This is a genomic window from Streptomyces sp. NPDC058650 (assembly GCF_042717315.1).
Taxonomy (GTDB): Bacteria; Actinomycetota; Actinomycetes; order Streptomycetales; family Streptomycetaceae; genus Streptomyces.
Genome location: NZ_JBHXRL010000001.1, coordinates 591,111 through 609,885, shown reverse-complemented (window position 1 = coordinate 609,885; position 18,775 = coordinate 591,111). Strand labels below are relative to the sequence as shown.

The 18,775-nt window shown below is 72.5% G+C and carries 18 protein-coding genes and 1 tRNA gene; 5 read left to right on the top strand and 14 right to left on the bottom strand.

What is annotated here, in order from left to right; all coding sequences use genetic code 11:
* Positions 1–8: 8 nt before the first annotated feature.
* The 11 genes from ACFWWU_RS02965 to ACFWWU_RS02915 form a co-directional block, all read right to left on the bottom strand.
* Positions 9–1,661, bottom strand: coding sequence for a long-chain fatty acid--CoA ligase (locus ACFWWU_RS02965; protein WP_317597345.1), 1,653 nt, complete (start codon positions 1,659–1,661; stop codon positions 9–11).
* A gap of 137 nt (positions 1,662–1,798) precedes the next feature.
* Positions 1,799–2,356 carry a SigE family RNA polymerase sigma factor gene (locus tag ACFWWU_RS02960; RefSeq protein WP_317597343.1) on the bottom strand — a complete coding sequence of 186 codons (558 nt, stop codon included), beginning with the start codon at positions 2,354–2,356 and terminating at the stop codon, positions 1,799–1,801.
* Between the two features lie 231 nt (positions 2,357–2,587).
* Positions 2,588–3,697 carry a DUF1906 domain-containing protein gene (locus ACFWWU_RS02955; protein WP_384138119.1) on the bottom strand — a complete coding sequence of 370 codons (1,110 nt, stop codon included), beginning with the start codon at positions 3,695–3,697 and terminating at the stop codon, positions 2,588–2,590.
* Positions 3,698–3,749: 52 nt separating this feature from the next.
* Positions 3,750–4,916, bottom strand: coding sequence for a lipid-transfer protein (locus ACFWWU_RS02950; protein WP_384138117.1), 1,167 nt, complete (start codon positions 4,914–4,916; stop codon positions 3,750–3,752).
* The gene (locus ACFWWU_RS02945) at positions 4,913–5,302 is read right to left on the bottom strand and encodes a MaoC/PaaZ C-terminal domain-containing protein (protein WP_384138115.1); all 390 of its coding nucleotides are present in this window, start codon (positions 5,300–5,302) and stop codon (positions 4,913–4,915) included. The genes ACFWWU_RS02950 and ACFWWU_RS02945 overlap by 4 nt, the downstream gene beginning before the upstream one ends.
* Positions 5,299–6,330 (bottom strand): acyl-CoA dehydrogenase family protein, encoded by a 1,032-nt coding sequence (locus ACFWWU_RS02940; protein ID WP_384138113.1) that lies wholly within the window; start codon positions 6,328–6,330, stop codon positions 5,299–5,301. The genes ACFWWU_RS02945 and ACFWWU_RS02940 overlap by 4 nt, the downstream gene beginning before the upstream one ends.
* Before the next feature lies 1 nt (position 6,331).
* Positions 6,332–7,303 (bottom strand): bifunctional MaoC family dehydratase N-terminal/OB-fold nucleic acid binding domain-containing protein, encoded by a 972-nt coding sequence (locus tag ACFWWU_RS02935; RefSeq protein WP_384138111.1) that lies wholly within the window; start codon positions 7,301–7,303, stop codon positions 6,332–6,334.
* On the bottom strand, positions 7,300–8,478 hold the full coding sequence (locus tag ACFWWU_RS02930; protein WP_384138109.1) for an acyl-CoA dehydrogenase family protein: 1,179 nt from the start codon (positions 8,476–8,478) through the stop codon (positions 7,300–7,302). Before ACFWWU_RS02930 ends, ACFWWU_RS02935 begins: the two co-directional genes overlap by 4 nt.
* 221 nt (positions 8,479–8,699) lie before the next feature.
* Entirely contained in the window at positions 8,700–9,005 is a 306-nt protein-coding gene (locus ACFWWU_RS02925) for a hypothetical protein (RefSeq protein ID WP_055642378.1), read from the bottom strand.
* A 399-nt stretch (positions 9,006–9,404) separates the two neighbouring features.
* Positions 9,405–9,929: an O-acetyl-ADP-ribose deacetylase gene (locus tag ACFWWU_RS02920; protein ID WP_384138107.1), complete on the bottom strand. Its 525-nt coding sequence runs from the start codon at positions 9,927–9,929 to the stop codon at positions 9,405–9,407.
* Positions 9,930–10,035: 106 nt separating this feature from the next.
* Positions 10,036–10,122 (bottom strand) — tRNA-Ser (locus tag ACFWWU_RS02915).
* A gap of 20 nt (positions 10,123–10,142) precedes the next feature.
* Here ACFWWU_RS02915 and ACFWWU_RS02910 point away from each other — a divergent pair.
* Positions 10,143–10,475, top strand: coding sequence for an MHYT domain-containing protein (locus ACFWWU_RS02910; RefSeq protein WP_384138105.1), 333 nt, complete (start codon positions 10,143–10,145; stop codon positions 10,473–10,475).
* Here ACFWWU_RS02910 and ACFWWU_RS02905 read toward each other — a convergent pair.
* Positions 10,409–11,863: a S1C family serine protease gene (locus ACFWWU_RS02905; protein WP_384138103.1), complete on the bottom strand. Its 1,455-nt coding sequence runs from the start codon at positions 11,861–11,863 to the stop codon at positions 10,409–10,411. The two genes, ACFWWU_RS02910 and ACFWWU_RS02905, sit on opposite strands and share 67 nt — an antisense overlap.
* A 218-nt stretch (positions 11,864–12,081) precedes the next feature.
* Between ACFWWU_RS02905 and ACFWWU_RS02900 the strand changes: the two genes are divergently transcribed.
* From ACFWWU_RS02900 to ACFWWU_RS02890, 3 genes are all read left to right on the top strand, one after another.
* Positions 12,082–12,912: a glycerophosphodiester phosphodiesterase gene (locus ACFWWU_RS02900; protein WP_384138101.1), complete on the top strand. Its 831-nt coding sequence runs from the start codon at positions 12,082–12,084 to the stop codon at positions 12,910–12,912.
* Between the two features lie 81 nt (positions 12,913–12,993).
* The gene (locus tag ACFWWU_RS02895) at positions 12,994–13,596 is read left to right on the top strand and encodes an ATP-binding protein (RefSeq protein WP_384138099.1); all 603 of its coding nucleotides are present in this window, start codon (positions 12,994–12,996) and stop codon (positions 13,594–13,596) included.
* A gap of 171 nt (positions 13,597–13,767) precedes the next feature.
* Positions 13,768–14,745, top strand: coding sequence for a DUF5926 family protein (locus tag ACFWWU_RS02890; RefSeq protein WP_384138097.1), 978 nt, complete (start codon positions 13,768–13,770; stop codon positions 14,743–14,745).
* A gap of 219 nt (positions 14,746–14,964) precedes the next feature.
* Here the strand turns inward: ACFWWU_RS02890 and ACFWWU_RS02885 are convergent, their stop codons facing one another.
* Entirely contained in the window at positions 14,965–15,333 is a 369-nt protein-coding gene (locus ACFWWU_RS02885; protein WP_384138095.1) for a hypothetical protein, read from the bottom strand.
* A 549-nt stretch (positions 15,334–15,882) separates the two neighbouring features.
* A complete protein-coding gene (locus ACFWWU_RS02880; protein WP_384138094.1) occupies positions 15,883–16,581 on the bottom strand; it encodes a bifunctional DNA primase/polymerase in 699 nt (232 codons plus the stop codon).
* 592 nt (positions 16,582–17,173) lie between these two features.
* Here ACFWWU_RS02880 and ACFWWU_RS02875 point away from each other — a divergent pair.
* Complete coding sequence (locus ACFWWU_RS02875) at positions 17,174–18,628, top strand: PP2C family protein-serine/threonine phosphatase (RefSeq protein WP_384138092.1); 1,455 nt, start codon at positions 17,174–17,176, stop codon at positions 18,626–18,628.
* Positions 18,629–18,775: the final 147 nt, after the last annotated feature.

Genomic DNA, 18,775 nt, shown 5'->3' with positions numbered 1-18,775 from the left:
GGGTCGCATCAGAGCTGGGTCACGTCCAGCTCGCCCTCCGCGTACTGCTTGCGGATGACCTTCTTGTCGAACTTGCCGACGCTCGTCTTCGGCACCGCCGGCACGATCGCCCAGCGCTCCGGCAGCTGCCACTTGGCGATGCCGCCCTCGGCGGCGAGGAAGGACCGCAGCGTCTCGTAGTCCGCCGTGGCGCCCTCCTTGAGGACGACCGTCGCGAGCGGCCGCTCGCCCCACTTCTCGTCCGGCACGGCGACGACGGCGGCCTCGGCGACCTCCGGGTGCGCCATGAGGGCGTTCTCCAGATCGACGCTCGATATCCACTCGCCACCGGACTTGATGACGTCCTTCGCCCGGTCGGTGAGGGTGAGGTAGCCGTCGGGGCTGATCACGCCGACGTCGCCCGTCTTGAGCCAGCCGTCCTCGCTGAACTTGTCGGCCGGGCGGATCTCCTCGCCGTCGGCACCGCCGAAGTACGAGCCCGCGATCCAGGTGCCGCGGACCTCCAGCTCACCCGCCGACTCGCCGTCCCAGGGCAGGTGGTCGCCGCCGGGGCCGACGAGCCGCGCCTCGACACCGGCGGGGAAGCGTCCCTGCGTGACGCGGTACGGCCACTCCTCCTCGGCGCTCAGCCCGGCCGGCGGGTGGGCCATCGTGCCCAGCGGGGAGGTCTCGGTCATGCCCCACGCGTGGCAGAGGCGGACACCGAGCCGGTCGTACGCCTCCATGAGCGACGGCGGGCAGGCCGCGCCGCCGATGGTGACCTGGGCCATGGAGGAGAGGTCGCGGGGGTTCGCGGTGACCTCGGCGAGCAGGCCCTGCCAGATGGTGGGGACGGCCGCCGCGTGGCTCGGCCGCTCGCGCTCGATCATCTCGGCGAGCGGGGCGGGCTGGAGGAAACGGTCCGGCATCAGCATGTTGATGCCGGTCATGAAGGTGGCGTGCGGGAGGCCCCAGGCGTTGACGTGGAACTGCGGAACGACGACGAGGGTCGTGTCCTTGTCGGTCAGGGCCATCGACTCGGCCATGTTCACCTGCATGGAGTGCAGGTAGATCGAACGGTGGGAGTAGACGACGCCCTTGGGGTCGCCGGTGGTGCCGGAGGTGTAACACATGGCGGCGGCGGAGCGCTCGTCGAGCTCGGGCCAGTCGTACGTGGTCGGGCGGCCGGCGATCAGCTCCTCGTAGTCGTGCACGCGCGGCGCGACGCCCTCAAGGCCGGAACGGTCCCCGGGGCCCGCGACGACCACGTGCTCGACCGTCGGAAGGTGCGGGAGCAGCGGGACGAGGAGCGGCAGCAGGGAGCCGTTGACGAGCACGACCCGGTCGGCGGCGTGGTTGACGATCCACACCAGCTGCTCGGGGGGAAGGCGGAGGTTGAGGGTGTGGAGGACCGCGCCCATGGAAGGGATCGCGAAGTACGCCTCGACATGCTCGGAGTTGTTCCACATCAGGGTCGCGACGCGCTGGTCGCCGGTCACCCCGAGTTCGTCGCGCAGGGCGTTGGCCAGCTGGTGCGCGCGGGCACCGGCCTCCGCGAACGTGCGGCGCTGCGGCTCGGGCTCGCCCGTCCAGGTGGTGATCGTGGACTTCCCGTGAATCGTCATCCCGTGCTTGAGGATGCGGCTCACGGTCAGCTGTACGTCCTGCATGGTGCTGTACACGGGGCGTCCTCCCGGTGGGCGCTACGTGGCAGAAAGGGTGTGGAGATTCTGCGCACGTACCGCGCGGTATGTCACTACCCGGGAGTACGTAAATTGCCAGTGACCACTGGCGGAAGTTGCTCTTCCCTCTGACTTTCCTACCGTACGGGGGTCAGCTCCGGGTCCTCGCGGAGCTTGCCGAGAGCCCGGGACACCGCGCTCTTGACCGTGCCGACCGAGACCCCGAGCACCTCGGCGGTCTGGGCCTCGCTGAGGTCCTCGTAGTACCGCAGGACCACCATCTGGCGCTGGCGCTCCGGCAGCTTCATCACCGCGCGCCACATCGCGTCGTGCAGCACCTGACGGTCGGCCGGGTCGGGCTCCGGGAGGCCGGTCGGCTCCGGCAGCTCCTCGCAGGCGAACTCGTCGACCTTGCGCTTGCGCCACTGCGACGTACGCGTGTTCAGCAGCGCGCGGCGGACGTAGCCGTCCAGGGCGCGGTGGTCCTCGATGCGCTCCCAGGCGACGAAGGTCTTCGTGAGCGCGGTCTGGAGGAGGTCCTCGGCGTCGCAGGGATTGGCGGTCAGGGAGCGCGCCGTACGCAGCAACACGGGACCACGCGCCCGTACGTACGAGGAGAACGACGGGTACGGCACGTGGCCGAGGGCGGCCTTCGAGGCGCCGGTGCAGACGGGGCCAGAGGGTGGCGGAGTCATGACTCCACGCTAGAAGCGGACCGTGCCCGGCGGATCGGCCCCAGGTCCCGAACCGGGGTCCGCCTCAGGTTGGAGGAACGGCGACGCCCGGACCTCCTCTGGGTGGAGTCGCCCCTCCACCGGAGTCAGGGTCGATACCGGGTCGAACCGGGGTCGAGAAGGGGTTGGGGAAGGGTTGGGGAAGGGCCGGGGCGGGAGGGCGACGTGGTGCCGCGGGGTGGTGCCGCGGGGTCAGGTGCCGGTCGCCGTGACACGGGCGACGGGCGCGTCCACCGCGTTGCGGTCGATCAGCATCCGGCGCCCTCCGTACGACTCGGCGACGTTGCCCGCGTACTGATGGATCCGGGCGTGCGGCATCCAGGCCTCCGGGTGCAGCGACGCCTCCGCGTACAGCGCGGGGACACCCCGCCAGCGCGCGAACCACAGAACGGACGGCAGGTCCTCCGTGCCCGCCTTCCGCTCCCCCTCGATGTGCCGGATCCCGGTATCGACGCTGCTGTAGTAGCCGGGCACATAGCCGAGGCGCCGCACCTCGCGGTTCCAGGCGCGGACGAAGGACAGCGTGGTGGCCGCACAGCGCGTGTCCTCCACCCGGTAGGACTCGATGTCCAGGTACAGCGGGCTGCTCGTGCCGATCCCCAGGGCCCGCGCCGCCCGCGCCGCCTCGCCCGCCTCCCGGACGCCCTGGCTCCAGGGGTTCGCGCCGATGGCGTACGGCCGCTTCGCGGCGGAGTGGACGCACGGCGCCTGGGAGCCGACGAAGAGCGGCAGCAGCCGCCAGCCCATGGCGTGGGCGGAGGCGACCCAGGCGGGGTTCAGCTCCTTCTGGGTGGGACAGCCCCGGCCCCGGCCCCCGAAGTAGATCCCGACGGCCCGGTACGGGGACGTGAGCCAAGCCTTCATCACCGCGAGGGACGGCGCCTCACAGGTGTCGAAGGCCTTGCCCGCGAAGCGCGGCGCGGACAGGGACGCACCGGCCGCGGGCGCGGCGGCCGCGGGCACACCGGCCGCGGGTGTGGCAGAGACGGGAGCGGCCGGAGCGGGAGCACCGGCCGCGGGTGCGCCAGACGCGGGAGCGGCCGGGACGGGCGCGGCAGAGGCGGGTGCGGCCTGGACGGGCGCACCGACGGCGGGAGCAGCGGGGACAGGAGCGGCGGAGGCGGGTGCCGAGGCCCGGGCCTCGGTCGAGGGCGGGCCCGTGACGAGTGCCGCGCCGGCCATCGCCGCCACCACGAGGGCGGTGACCACGGCCCGCGCCCCGGGAGGCGGCGCGGACCGTGCGCGCGGCGTACGGACGGGGGTGAGCGGGGCGGGCGGCGGGGGTGGTGCGTTTGTGCTCATGCCGCGAGTGAAGAGCCGCCCGCCCCGCCCGGCCACCGCTGCGGCCGTCGTGTCAGCCGTCCGCGCCCAGGATCAACCCGGACGTGGGAACCCCCGTGCCCGCCGTGACCAGGGTCCGGGCCGCGCCGGGTATCTGGTTCACGGACGTGCCGCGCAGTTGCCGTACCGCTTCCGCGATGCCGTTCATGCCGTGCAGATAGGCCTCGCCGAGCTGACCGCCGTGGGTGTTCAGCGGGAGGGCGTCGGCCGCGACGAAGTCCGCCGCCTCTCCCGGACCGCAGAAGCCGAACTCCTCCAACTGCATCAGCACGAACGGGGTGAAGTGGTCGTAGAGGATGGCCACGTCGATGTCGTCCGGGGTGAGGCCGGCGGTCCGCCAGAGCTGCCGGGCGACCACGCCCATCTCCGGCAGCCCGGTCAGCTCGTCCCGGTAGAAGCTGGTCATGGCTTCCTGCTTCCGTCCGGCGCCCTGCGCCGCTGCCAGGATCACGGCAGGGGGCCGGGGCAGGTCGCGGGCGCGCTCGACGGAGGTGACGACGATCGCCTGGCCGCCGTCCGTCTCCTGGCAGCAGTCGAGGAGCCGCAGCGGCTCGACGATCCAGCGCGAGGCGGCGTGGTCGGCGAGGGTGATCGGCTTCCCGTGGAAGTACGCGGCGGGGTTGCGGGCCGCGTGCCGCCGGTCGGTGACGGCGACGTGCCCGAAGGCGTCCGGGGTCAGCCCGTAGGTGTGGAGGTACCGCTGGGCGGCCATCGCGACCCAGGAGGCCGGGGTGAGGAGCCCGAAGGGCAGCTGCCAGCCGAGCGCGGCGCCCTCGGCGGAGGGCTCGCGCTGCTGGACGCCGGAGCCGAAGCGGCGCCCGGAGCGTTCGTTGAACGCCCGGTAGCAGACGACGACTTCGGCGACGCCGCTCGCGACGGCGAGCGCGGCCTGCTGGACGGTGGCGCAGGCGGCCCCGCCGCCGTAGTGCACGCGGGAGAAGAAGGACAGTTCGCCGATGCCGGCGGCCTGGGCGACGGTGATCTCGGGGTTGGTGTCCATGGTGAAGGTGACCAGGCCGTCGACATCGCCGGGGGCCAGCCCGGCGTCGTCGAGGGCGGCCCGTACCGCCTCGGTGGCGAGGGAGAGTTCGCTGCGGCCCGAGTCCTTGGAGAACTCCGTCGCCCCGATGCCGACGACGGCCGCCCGCCCGCCGAGGCTGTCCCTGGTACGGACGCTCATCGCGCCACCTCCACGGTGACGGTGACCGTCCCGGTGACATGGTGTCCCAGGTCGTTGGCCCCGACGACCCGGACCGTGGCCGTGTCCCCGGCCACCTCGGTGACCGTCCCGGTCAGGGTCATCGTGTCCCCGGGGTGGTTGGGGGCGCCGAGCCGGATGGCGACCCTGCGGAGGACCGCGTGGGGGCCGAAGTGGTCGGTGATGTACCGGCCCACGAGTCCGTTGGTCGTGAGGATGTTCATGAAGATGTCCGGGGAGCCCTTCTCCCGGGCCAGTTCGGCGTCGTGGTGGACGTCCTGGTAGTCGCGGGAGGCCACGGCCCCGGCGACGATCAGGGTGCGGGTGATCGGGATCGTCAGCGGCGGCAGCTCGTCCCCGGGCTTCATGACAGGTCTCCCTTGGCGAGCAGGTCGCCGAGTTCGGCGAGGAGTTCGGTGCCGCAGCCCAGGTAGGCGTCGAGCTGCCGGCCCCACAGGAAGTGCCGGTGGACGGGGTGGTCGAGGTCGGCGCCCATGCCGCCGTGGAGGTGCTGCCCGGTGTGCACGACCCGTTTGCCCGCCTCGGACGCCCACCAGGCGGCGGTCAGGGCGGCCTCGGTGGCGTCCAGGCCCTCGTCGTGGCGCCAGGCCGCCTCGTAGGCCGTGACCCGGATGGCCTCGGTGTCCATGTGGGCGTCCGCGGCGCGCAGCTGGACCGCCTGGTGGGTGGAGAGGGGGCGCCCGAACTGCTCGCGTACGGAGGTGTACTCCACGGCTCTGGCGAGGGAACCCGCGCACACCCCCGCCTGGAGCCCGGCGAAGGCGACCCGGGCGGCGGCCAGCACGTCCGCGTAGGCGCCGGGGCCGGTCCCCAGCCGCTCCCCCGTCGCCCCGTCGAGCACGAGCCGCCCCGCGGACCAGGGCGCGGTGAGCTCGACGGTCTCCATCCGGGTCGCGTCCTCGGTGCGGACGAGCCACAGTCCGCGCTCCGCGTCCGGTACGAGGACGTGGGTCGCGTCCCTGAGCCACGGCACCCACGCGACGGCCCCGCTGAGCCGCCCCTCGCGCGCCGCGACGCCGCCGGTGGCGGGGAACGCCCCCGTCACCACCGTCGTACCGTCGCGGAGGCCCGGCAGGAGCCGGGCGCGCTGCTCCTCGGTGCCGTGCCGGGCGACGGCGAGGATCCCGTACACACCACTGGTGGCCAGCGGTACCTGCGCGGTCGTGCGGCCCTGCTCCTCCAGGAGGAGGACGAGGCCGAGCAGCCCGGTCTCCTCGACGGCGCCGGGAAGGCCTGCCGCGCAGAGGGCCTTCCACAGCTCGGCGTCGCTGCCGGTGCCGGCGGCCGCGAGCCGCTCGTGGGTGGCGAGGTCGCCGAAGATCCGCGCGGCCAGGTCCCGGGCGGCTTCCTGCTCCTCGGTGGGGGTGAAGTCCATGTCAGCCCTCCCCTCCCGCACGGAAGACGGGGAGCTCCAGCTCCTCGTCGACCCGCAGGAACTCCAGCCGCACCGGCATCCCGATCCGGACCTTGTCGTACGGCACTCCCACCACGTTGCTGATCATCCGTACGCCCTCGGCCAGTTCGATCAGCCCGACCGCGTAGGGAGGGTCGAAGGCCGGGAAGGGCGGGTGGTGCATCACCACGTACGAGTAGACGGTCCCCTCGCCGCTCGCCTCGACCGTGTCCCACTCCGGCGAGCCGCACTCGGCGCATCCCGGCAGCCAGGGGAGGCGCAGGCTCGCGCACTCGCCGCAGCGCTGGATGAGCAGCCGGTGCGCGGCCACGCCCTCCCAGAATCCGGCGTTGTCCCGGTTGACGACCGGGCGCGGCCGCCGGGGCGCCGCGGCGGCGGGCTCCGGGACCCGCAGGTCGGGCTTCGGAGGGCGCCCGGCGGGCGCGTACCTGAGGATCCGGAAGCGGTGGGTGCCGGCGAGCTCGCCGGCGGCCCGGACGTCCATCCGGGTCGTGACGAAGTGCCCGGTCCCGAGCTTGGTCGTCTTGCGCGGCGACACGGACTCGATGACGGCGTCGAAGGTGATCGCGTCCCCCGGCCGCAGGGGCCGGAGGTACTCCTGCTCGCAGTCGGTCGCGACGACCGAGGTGTACCCGGCGGCGTCGAGGAGCGCGGACAGCTCGTCGTACGCCCCGGAGCGCTCGCCGTGCCCGGAGAGGCCTCCCATGGTCCACGCCTGGAGCATGGTCGGTGGCGCGACCGCCCCGGGCCCTTCGTACGCCGGGTGGGCATCGCCCATGGCCTCGCACCAGTGCCGGATCATGGGCAGGTTGACGGGGTCCTTGCCGACGCCGGCGGTGACGGCGGACCGCCCCTCGTAGGGGAGGAGCCGCTCGTACAGCGCGTCCGCCGCGCGCTCCCCGTCGCTCGCCGCCGCCCGCTCCGCACCACTCATCGCCGCCCCCTCCCCTTCATGCCGAGCCGCATCCTCGCGACGATCTCGCGCTGCACCTCGCTCACCCCTCCCCCGAAGGTGTTGATCTGCGCGGCCCGGTTCATGCGCTCCAGCTCGCCGCCGTCGAACTCCCCCGGCGATCCCGCTCGCACCGTCCCCGCCCCGCCCGCGATCTCCTGACATATTCGATACACCTCGACCGCCGATTCGGTTCCCGCGAACTTCACGCCGCTCGCGTCCCCCGGGGCCAGTCGGCCGGCCCCCACGTCCCCCACCAAACGCCAGTTGAGCAGGCGCGTCGCCGCCAGTCGGGCATGCGCTTCGGCGGCCCGAATCCGTATCCACGGCTCGTCAATGCGGCGCCTGCCCGTCACCGGATCGGGGGTACGTGCCCGGTCGAGCGCCGCCGCGAAGAAGTCCTCGGCCTGCATCCCGATCGCGGCGAGCGCGACCCGCTCGTGGTTGAGCTGCTCGGTGATCAGTCCCCAGCCGCAGTGCTCCGGCCCGACGAGGTTCCCGGTGGGGACCCGTATCCCGTCGTAGTAGGTGGCGGTCGTCGTCAGCCCGCCGACGGTCGCGATCGGGGTCCAGGAGAAACCGGGCGCGTCGGTGGGGACGAGGACGATGGAGATGCCCCGGTGCGGCGGCGCGGCGGGGTCGGTGCGGCAGGCGAGCCAGATCCAGTCGGCGTTCTGGGCGTTGGACGTGAAGATCTTCTGCCCGTCGATCAGCCAGTCCTCGCCGTCGCCTTCCCCGTCCCGTACCGCCCGGGTCCGCAGGGAGGCGAGGTCCGTACCGGCCTCGGGCTCGCTGTAGCCGATGGCGAAGACGGTCTCGCCGCGCAGGATCCGGGGCAGGAAGTAGGCCTTCTGCTCGTCGGTCCCGTACTTCATGAGGGTGGGTCCGACGGTGTTGAGGGTGACCATGGAGACCGGCGCGCCCGCCCGGTAGGCCTCGTCGAAGAAGACGAACTGCTCGTCGGGGCCGCGGCCCTGCCCGCCGTACTCCTCGGGCCAGCCGAGGCCGAGCAGCCCGTCGGCGCCGATCCGGCGGAGCAGCCGGCGCTGGGCGGCGGCGTCGCCGGGGGGAGGCGGCCCTTCGGGCATCACCTCGCGGAAGTACGCGCGGAGTTCGGCGCGCAGCCGCAGCTGCCGGTCGGTCGGGGCGAGGTGCACGGCGACGGCCTCCCGTGGGACGACTGAGGTTTCTGACTGTCCGTCAGATTCAAGACCTCTGTCAAGGTGTCGGCGACCGCACACAGGCGACCGCAGACCCCCGGCGCGCGGACCCGGAAACGCGGAACGGCCCGCACGCCGGTACCGAAGTACCGGCGCACAGGCCGTTGTTCACACCGCGGTCACGCCCCCCATCGGGCCGGCTCCCGTGCTGCTGCCGACTACCACCACGGGTAGAAGTTCACCACCGCGTTCGACTGGTCGATGTGGGTGAACGCGGAGCCGTTCACGCTCGCCGTGTTGTTCTGGTTGGAGGCACCGGAACCGGTCGCCACCTGCTGCGTGGTGGTCGAGTTTCCGTTGTTGTCCCCGCCCACACCACTGCCGATGATCGTGGCGACGCTCGTGTTCGATCCGTCGTCCGCGAATCCACCGTTGTCGGCCTGGGCCACCCCGGTGAAGAGCGCGGCGGCGAGGGGCAGGGCGGCGGCAGCGGCGAGAACGCGGGCGGTACGGATGCTTGCCATGTCTGTTCCTCCGGGAACTGAAACTGATGCTTTGCACGGAACTGCTTCGAGAACTTCTCTGAACTACGGCCATTACCCAGGCAGTTGGCCGACCGCCTCGGTCGTTGTGCTTGACGTCGCGAATCCAGAGTTGCCCACCGAATCCCCGTCGAACCACCCCGGAGCGACTTATTCCCCCGCAAGCGTGAGGACAGGCTGATAAACCCCGGCGAAGCGAGAACAGCGCAGCTCAGCCGGTCGGCGGGGGTGTGCGGCCGAAAGAATCCGGGCGCGGCAAGAGAGGAAGCGTTCCGGCAGATTTTCCGCCAATCCTTCTCTCGGAAAGACGGCCCGGCGATTCCTGGGCGCGCGGAATGCGAACGCGACAACGACGCCCGGAGAAACGTTCTACGAATTGCCTTACGGAAGGTCCTGGCTGCCGACCGCCGCCTCGAAGGCCGCGTACGCCTCCGCGTCGAACAGCACGAACCGCACTTCCTCCACCTCGGTACGGGCCGCCCGTACGGTCTCCAGCGCGATCCTGGCCCCGTCCTCCATCGGCCAGCCGTAGATCCCGGTGGAGATGGCCGGGAACGCGACCGTGCGGTCCCCCAACTCGTCCGCGACCCGCAGGGATTCGCGATAGCAGGAGGCCAGCAGAGCCGACCGGTCCTCGTCCCGCGACCAGACCGGACCCACGGTGTGGATCACGTGCCAGGCCGGCAACCGCCCCGCGGTCGTCGCCACGGCCCGGCCGGTCGGCAGCCCCTTGCCGTAGTGGGAGCGCCGCAGATCCTGGCAGGCGGCGAGGATCTCCGGCCCGCCCTTCCGGTGGATGGCCCCGTCGACGCCGCCGCCCCCGAGCAGCGACGAGTTCGCGGCATTGACCACCGCGTCCGCCGGCTCGGCCGTGATGTCCCCCTGAACGAGCACGATTCGCACCATGCCGAGAACTGTCCCACTCCGGAACCAACGGGAACAACGGCGCCCGGCAACCACGGACGACAGAACGGCCCCTGACTGTCGTGCCTGGTCAGGGGCCGTTCACGTGCGGTGGGTGTGGGATTTGAACCCACGGTGACATCGCTGCCACGACGGTTTTCAAGACCGTTCCCTTAGGCCGCTCGGGCAACCCACCCTCGCCCCGGACCACCTGGGGTGGAGCGGGCTACAGCGTACCCGGCCGGGGAGCGGGGTGGGGCTGGGTCGGCCGGGGAAGGGGCCGGGCCGGAGTCCCCGATCTCGTACGACACGTCCCTGACGTTCCTCAGCCTCCTCGTGGCCGTGGTCGTCGTGGGCGTCGGCGTCTTCATCGTGGGCTACCTCGGCACCCGGCCGGTCCCGCCGCTCATCGCGGGCCTGCTCACCGGGCTCGGCGTCGCCGGCATGCTTGCCCCCCCCTTCCCTGCGGCCGTTCCGTACGGTCAGCTGTCGCCCGTGCGTTCGCCGAGGGTGACGGTTGCCGTGGACGTCTTGCCGTCGCGCTCGTAGGTGATCTTGACCGAGTCGCCCGGCTTGTGGGTCCAGATCTCGCTGATGAGCGCGGGGCCGCTGTCGATCGCGTGGCCCCCGAAGCCCGTGATCACGTCACCGGCCTTGAGGCCCGCCTTCGCCGCCGGGCCGTTCGGGGTGACCGAGGCGGTGCCGCCGGAGCCCTGGGACGCGATCGTCGCGCCCGCGCCCTGCTCGGTCATGTTCACGGTCGCGCCGATCACCGGGTAGACCGGCTTGCCCGTCTTGATCAGCTGCTGGGCGACGTTCTTCGCCTGGTTGACCGGGATCGCGAAGCCGAGTCCGATCGAGCCCGCCTGGGACTGGCCGAAGCCGTTTCCGGTGGACTGGATGGCCGAGTTGATGCCGATCACCGCGCCGCTCGCGTCGAGCAGCGGGCCGCCGGAGTTGCCCGGGTTGATCGAGGCGTCGGTCTGCAGGGCGCTCATGTACGAGTTGCCGCCGCCCGAGCCGTCGCCCGAGGCGACCGGGCGGTTCTTGGCGCTGATGATGCCCGTCGTCACCGTGTTCGACAGACCGAAGGGCGCGCCGATCGCGATCGTCGCGTCGCCGACCGCCACCTGGTCGGAGTTGCCGAGCGGCAGCGGCTTCAGCCCCTTCGGGGCGTTCGTGAGCTTCAGGACGGCCACGTCGTAGCCCTGGGCCCGGCCGACGACCTCCGCGTCGTACGACTTGCCGTCGGAGAAGGTCACGGAGAGCGTGCCGCCCTCCGCCGCCGACGCCACCACGTGGTTGTTGGTGACGATGTGGCCTTCCTGGTCGTACACGAATCCGGTGCCCGTGCCGCCCTCGCTCTCGCCCTGCGCCTCGCCGGACTTCGCCTGGATCGTGACCACGCTCGGCAGCGCCTTCGCCGCGACCGCTGCGACCGTCCCCGGGTCGCGCTTGAACGAGGCCGGTGCCTCGCCCGAGGAGACCGTCGTCGAGCCGGTGCCCTCGTCGCCGCGCTGGGCCGCCCAGTAGCCGATGCCGCCGCCGACACCGCCCGCGACGAGCGCCGCGACCAGGACGGCCGCCACGATGCCGCCGGTCCGCTTGCGGGGTGCCTGGGGAGCGACGGGTACGGGCGGGACGGGCACGCCCCAGGCCGGTACGGCCGGCGGAGGCGGGGGCCAGCCACCGGCCGCGCCTGCCGCCACGGGGGCGGGGGCAGGGGCTGGGGCGGGGGCAGGGCCCGGCGCCTGGGCAGGGGCTGGCGCCTGGGCGGGTGCCTGTCCCGTCGTCACCGCCTCCGGCGTCACCGGCTCGGCCGCCGCCGCCGGCGGAGCCGACGGTACGGGAGGTGTCGGAGGGGCGGGCGGCGTCGGAGGGGCGGACGGGGCGGTCGGGTCCGCCGGAACCGCCGTGCCCTCGTTCTCGGTGCTCACAGCTCGCTCTCCTCGTTGGCTGCTCGATCACTGCGCGGAATGGTCGTGGGTGGTCATGGGTGGTCGTGCCTGGCGCAGGGTGTCGTCACCAGCTTTTCCCACCGGGCGTCAGGCCACCGTAAGGCGGAGCTGTGCATCCGCGCCCCATCCTTTATATACGGGCAGAACGGACAGCTTCCGGTGTGCTCGTCCCACCCCGCCAATGGCACCATGACGCCGTGACTCACGCACGGCAGCACCCGAACAGCGCACCCGTCCAGGTCGTCGCCCACCGCGGAGCCTCCGAGGACGCCCCGGAACACACCCTGGCCGCCTATGTGAAGGCCATCGAGGACGGCGCCGACGCCCTGGAGTGCGACGTCCGGCTCACCGCCGACGGCCACCTCGTCTGCGTCCACGACCGACGCGTCAACCGTACGTCGAACGGTCGCGGTGCCGTCTCCGCCCTCGAGCTCGCCGACCTCGCCGCGCTCGACTTCGGCGTCTGGAAGGAACGCGAGGAACGCGGCGAGGCCTCCGAGAGCCCCGACTGGGGAGACCCCGAGTACACCTCCGTCCTCACCCTGGAGCGCCTCCTGGAGCTCGTCTCCGACGCCGGGCGCCGGGTCGAGCTGGCCATCGAGACCAAGCACCCCACCCGCTGGGCGGGCCAGGTCGAGGAACGGCTCCTCCAGCTCCTGAAGCGGTTCGGACTCGACGCCCCGGCGTCCAGGGACGACTCTCCCGTACGGGTCATGAGCTTCTCGGCCCGTTCCCTGAACCGGATCGCCGCCGCCTCGCCGACCCTGCCGACCGTCTCCCTCACCCAGTTCGTCACCCCGCGGCTGCGCGACGGACGCCTCCCCGCGGGCGCGCGCGTGGCGGGCCCCTCGATCCGGATCGTCCGCCACCACCCCGCCGTGATCCTGCGGCTCCAGAAGGCCGGGCACCAGGTCCACGTCTGGACGGTGGACGAGCCCGAGGACGTCGAGCTCTGCGTACGCCTGGGCGTGGACGCGATCATCACCAACCGTCCCAAGCAGGTGCTCTCCCAGCTGGGCCGCGACTGAACTCCTGCCCCTTTCGTCACACCTTCCCCAGGGCTTACGGGGAGTGCACCGGCGCGTTCAGCGCGTACTCGATCGTCACGAGTGCGACACACCACGTGCGTTGGCCGGTTTCCGGTCCAGTCCAGTGGGGCATCCACACGGTGGCGTGGGGCAAAGGAGGTCTCGGGGGTGGCGTTGGTGGTGGCACAGGAGGTGCCCACGTCGTCGAGCATGGCCGTACCCCATGGCCCTGCGGGCGTGGGTGAGGCGCGACACCGGATGCGGGACGAGCTGTACCGCAGCGGGGTGTCCGAATCGGTCGTCGACGACGCGGTACTGATCCTTTCGGAGCTGCTCAGCAATGCCTGCCGCTACGGCAGGCCGCTGGGACGGGCGGAGCGGGGCGAGGGCGATGTCCTGGCGGCCTGGCGGGTCGACCCCGCGGGTGGCCTGCGGGTCGAGGTGACGGATGGCGGTGGTCCCACGAGACCCGTGCCGTCCACGCCCTCGGTCACCGCACGCGGCGGACGCGGGCTGAACATCATCAGCGCGCTGGCCCAGGACTGGGGCGTACGGGACAGCGCGACCGGTGAGGTCACGGTCTGGGTCGTGGTCACCGAGGGGCACCGCCGCGAGGACTTCGCGGCGCGCGTCGGCGGCGGCTCGTGCTTCGACTTCCTCGATGCGTACGACGATCTGGACTGACGCCGGGACACCCAGGCCCCGGTCCGACACGACCCGGACCGACGCTCATCGGACCGGCGCGCCTCGGGCGGGGCCGCGCCCCGCCTGAGGAGCGGCGGTGCCCTGTGCGGCTAGGCTCGCGCCCGATACAGCACGCACACAGCACCGCCGCGATCGGGAGAAAGCCACACCATGGCCAAGAAGCGCCCCCAGACGAAGGCCGGCAAGGCCGGCCAGGCACAGGTCACGAGCGGGGAGATCCCGGTCGTCGGCGCGCGCGAGCCCTGCCCGTGCGGCTCGGGCCGCCGTTACAAGGCCTGTCACGGCCGGTCCGCCGCGCACGCCGTGACCGAGCTCGTCCAGCGCCCCTTCGAGGGCCTGCCGGGCGAGTGCGACTGGGTCGCGCTCCGCGAGCTCGTGCCCGCCGCCACCGTGCCGCTCACCCTGAAGGGCGGGCTGCCCGAGGGCGTGCCGTCCGTGACGCTCGCGACCGTGCTGCCGATGGCGTGGCCGGCGCTGCGCCGCGACGACGGCTCCGTCCTCCTCGCCCTGCAGAACGACTCGTCCTCCGGCGACCTCGCGCGCGACCTCGCCGACACCCTCCAGCGCGCCCTGGAGACCGAGCCGGGCACCCCGGTTCCCCCGCGCCGCGTGCCCTCCGAGGGCCCGCGCCTGCAGGAGCTGCTCGACGCGGACGCCCCGTTCGCGCCGGAGGTCCACACGGGCTTCGAGTTCTGGATCCCGGCGTCCGCGGACGGTGCCGACCCCGAGGTCGCCGCCTCCCTGGAGCGGGCCAACGCCGCCGCGATCCCGACGGTCAAGCTGACCGGTGTCGACTCCGCGTACTGGTGCGAGACCCCGGACAAGAACCACCTGCGCTGGGTCATGCCGCACCCGGAGGAGAAGCTCCTCGACGCGCTCGCCCGGCTCCAGGCCGGCGAGGGCACGTCCCTCGGCGCGGACACCCGGCTCGTCGGCTCCTTCCGCGCCCACGGTCTGATGGTGCCGGTGTGGGACCTGCCGACCTCCATGACCGCCGAGGAGTGCGAGAAGCCGGCCGCCGAGTTCGCCGAGCGGCTCGCCGGGGCGCTCGCCTCGGACGCCCCCCTCACGGCCGAGGAGCGCCGGGCGCGCGGCGGCCTCACGAACCGTCAGGTGACTCTCAGCTGATACCCCAGGTGGTATCGGTGACTGACAGACCGACCAGTCGGTGACTTCTGCCACAACCCGGTCTGCGGGCGGGTAAATCCCTGTCCGAATAACCGAGATCGAATTTGCGAACAGCAGATCTCTTGTTACCGTTCTGGAAGCCCGGTCGCTGGTGCATCCCCCGTCGCCAGCGACCGGGCGTTTCCATGCCCGCCCCAGGCCGTGCCGGGGCGTCGGCGCTCAACTTCCTTCGGTGTCCGCCGTGTTGCTGCCCGATCGCAGCAGCAGTGGGGTACTTCCCCCTTCGCCGGTGCCCGCGAATTCCGCGACCGCCGTATAGGCCGTGGCCTTGCCCTGACCGCGTTCCCTGGGCGTTTCACAGGTTCCCGGTTCGTCCTGCGCCGCGACCGGACAACGCACTTGCACGGTCCGCCCGCCGGGCGCCATCAGGGTCAGAAACGCGTCGAGTTCCTGCCCTGTCGCGTTCCGGTAGTACGTACGCGCCCATGTGTCGGGACCCTCGGCGAGGACGCAGGTCTGTGCCTCGATCCCCTCGGGAGAGGCGAGTTCCGGCCCACACTTCGTGATCCGCTCGGGAGCCGCGGCCACGGCGGAAGGGGCGGAGGGGCCGGATGGGGCGGAAGGGGTCGAGAGGGCGTCGGAGGCAGGGGCCGGAGCGGGACCGGTGGCGGGAGATTCCGCCGTACGGGGGCCACGGCCGAGCCCCAGACCCGACAGCAGGTCACCGCCCCCGGCTCCCTCCCCGTGCCCGTGCCCGCCCCCGGCTCCCTCCCCGTGCCCGTCCCCGGACTTCGCGTCACCCGCTCCGGTCGGCCGTACGGGATCACTCGCTCCGGTCGGCCGTACGGGATCACCCGTCGGACCCGTCAGAGCCGTCAGCTGCGTCGGGCCGGCGACCGCGACGATCGGCAGGAGGACGGCGACCGCCACGGCCGCCCCGAGTCCGATCATGCGGAGTTTCGCCGGGCTCATCACGGGACTCATGCGACCCACCTGCTCTTTCGCCCGGGATCTTCGACGGGTGGGGCGAACATATCGGCGGGCGGCCGGTCGGCCGCCGCCCGTTTCCCCTGCAAGTCGGGCCAGGACACACCCGTTCGGGTGAACGGGCGCCTCGCGCCCGTAAGCGGCCGGCCGTCAGTACGTGAGCCGGCTCCCGCCGCCCGGCGTGCTCGTGCTCGCCTCGACCAGGGCGTCCACCACGGCCTCCACGTCCGGCAGCCACGGCCGCGCCGAGCCCGCGAGCGGCGCGCGCTCCCACCGCACCTGCCCGCTCCCGGCGACCGAGGGCGGCAGCAGCAGGTAGCCGCCCTCGCCGTGGAACCGCAGCGAACTGGGCACGCTGTCCTTCGCGTACAGCAGCTCGCCCAGCCGTTCGAGGCCGTACGGGGCGACGAGGATCGACCACCGCGTGGGCGTCGCCACCACCGGGCCGAGCCGCATGCCCATCGCGTCGAGCGCGGTCAGCGCCCGCGCTCCGGCCACCGCGGGCAGGCTCACCGCACAGGGCGCGCCGCCGCCCGTGGCGAGGACCACCGGGGCCTCCGGGCGCCTGGTCCACCACCAGCGGATCATCCGCTCGTCGGTGGTGGCCGCGAGGAGCCCGGGTTCGTACGGGTGCGCGCCGGGCACCGCGCACTCGGGGTCCGGGCAGGCGCAGGCCGGCCCCGCGGCCGTACGGGTCTTCGTCTTCAGGCCCACGCCGGGCAGGACGGGCCAGTCCCACTCGACCGCGAAGGTCACCGCCGCGTCGAGCCGGGCGGTCGGCGCCTCGCGCCGGAGCCGGAGCCTGCGTCGCCTTCCGAGGGTTCCCAGGATTCCGAGGATCTCGCGCATGAGCGCTCGTTCCTTTCCGTTGAACGCCGAATCCACATCACACCATGTGCAGATCTCTTCACCGTGCGTATCAGCGCGTACAAGGTCGGTGGTGCGCCGCCCCGCGCCGAAGCGGGGCCGACGGGCCAGGTATGAACCGGTTGAGCCAGGTCGAGCCGGGGAGGAACCGGTGGAGCAGGTCAGAACCAGGTGAAGCCAGGTCGGAACCAGGTCGAGCCAGGTCGATCCGTATCGGTGCCAGATCCAAGCCGGGTCAGAACACGTTCCCCGCCACTGGGGGACGGGCCGAGGCCTGCGGCACGTAAGACGCCGGGGTTCCACGGCACGTTCCGGGGCAGCTCCAACTGCCCCTGCCTGTCATCGAGTACGTACCCAGCAAGCTCGGAATGACGCGCTTTCAAACGACGCCAGTCGACCGCAAAAGGTGCACGCTGGGGGCTATTTTCGGCCAACTTCCCGTGTACTTCAACCCCTGCGTCCAAGCTCACGGACACCACAAGTCCCATGGGGACAATGCTGGACATCGCTCCTCCAGTGCGTGTACATGTGGATGCATCGAGCGGCGCAGAATGACATGGGGGTTTGCGATGCTATGGCGTCAAACGCACCGGTCGGAAAGCCGACTGACATGAGCGCCCCACACATGCCGAATGTGGCTGGAATCGATTCCACGGTTCCCTCTCCCCCGCACACTACGGCGCCCCTTTCCGGGGTCCCGGCGGCGGCGACGCCCGTCGACGCGGCTCTCCCGCCCGGCGTGCTGATTCAGGACCGGCTGGCCGGCTGGGTCTCCGACCTCACGACCCTCCACGAACTCACCGAGCGCCTCATCAGGACCTCGTCCCTCGACGAGGCCCTCCCCGAGGTGCTCGGCGCCGGCGCGGCCCTCGTCGGCGCTCGCCGGGGCATGGCCGTCCTCGAACCCGCCGACGGCCTCGGCCCCGCCACCACCATCGGCCTCGGACTCGCCCACGCCGAGCTCGGCACGATCGAGACCATCCCGCGCGGCGCGACCAGCTACGGCCGCCTCCTCGACGGCCTCCCCGATCCCGCCGCCCCGGCCCGCGTCCCCGATCCGATCGCCATCCCCGACGTCCGTACGGAGGAGGGGCTCGACCCGCGCCACCGCGAGGTCGCCGCCCGCCTCGGCTACGCCGCCAGCTACGCCCTCCCCCTCGCGACCGAGGAGGCCGGCCGGCTGGGCGCGGCCGTCTGGCTCTACGACGAGCCCGCCGAGCCCTCCGAACGCCAGCGCCACCTCATCGGGCTCTACGGCCGCTTCGCCACCGAACACGTCGCCCGTCTCCTCCAGGTCGAACGGGCCCGCGCCCAGGTCGCCACCGTCGCCGAGGAGCTGCTCCCCAGCCGCCTCCCCCGCGTCCCCGGCGTCCAGCTCGCCGCCCGCCACCGCACCGGACCCCGGGGCGGCGGCGACTGGTACGACGCGCTGCCGCTGCCCGAGGGCGCCCTCGGCCTCGCCGTCGGCTCCGTCTCCGGGACCGGCCCGAGCGCGCTGGCCGCCATGGGCCGGCTGCGCGCCTCCCTCCGGGCGTACGCGGTGATGGAGGGCGAGGACCCTGTCGCCGTCCTCTCCGACCTGGAGCTCCTGCTCCGGCTCACCGAGCCCGCGCGCTCGGCGACCGCGCTCTTCGCGTACGCCGAGCCCGCGCGGCGCCGGATCGTCCTGGCCGGGGCCGGCCACGCGCCGCCGCTGATCATCGGCGACCACCGGACCGAGTTCGTCGAGACCTCGCTCTCGGCTCCGCTCGGGATGCTCTCCTGCTGGGAGGCGCCGAGCGTCGAGCTGTCTCCCGCCCCGGGAGAAACGGTGCTTCTCTACACGGACGGGCTGCTTCGCCGTACCGGCGACGCCATGGACCGGGCCTTCGCGCGGCTCCACGCGGCCGCGTCGAGCGTGCCGAAGGCGGACCGGGGCGACCCGGGCGCGATCGCCGACCACGTCCTGCGGACCCTGCTGCCGGATGGCCTCACCGCGGCGGGCGCCGAGGAGGAGGACGTGGTCCTGCTCGCGGCCCGGTTCGAGTGAGCGCTTCCCGGCTCCGGGCGCCCAGGCATCCGGGCATCGAGGCGTGAGCGGAACGTGACGCTCCGGTAATAGGTCTTCCGGCCCTGGGCCCCCTTCCGTACGACCGTACGATGGTGGGGGTTCAGTGTCGTACCAAGAGGAGGCAGA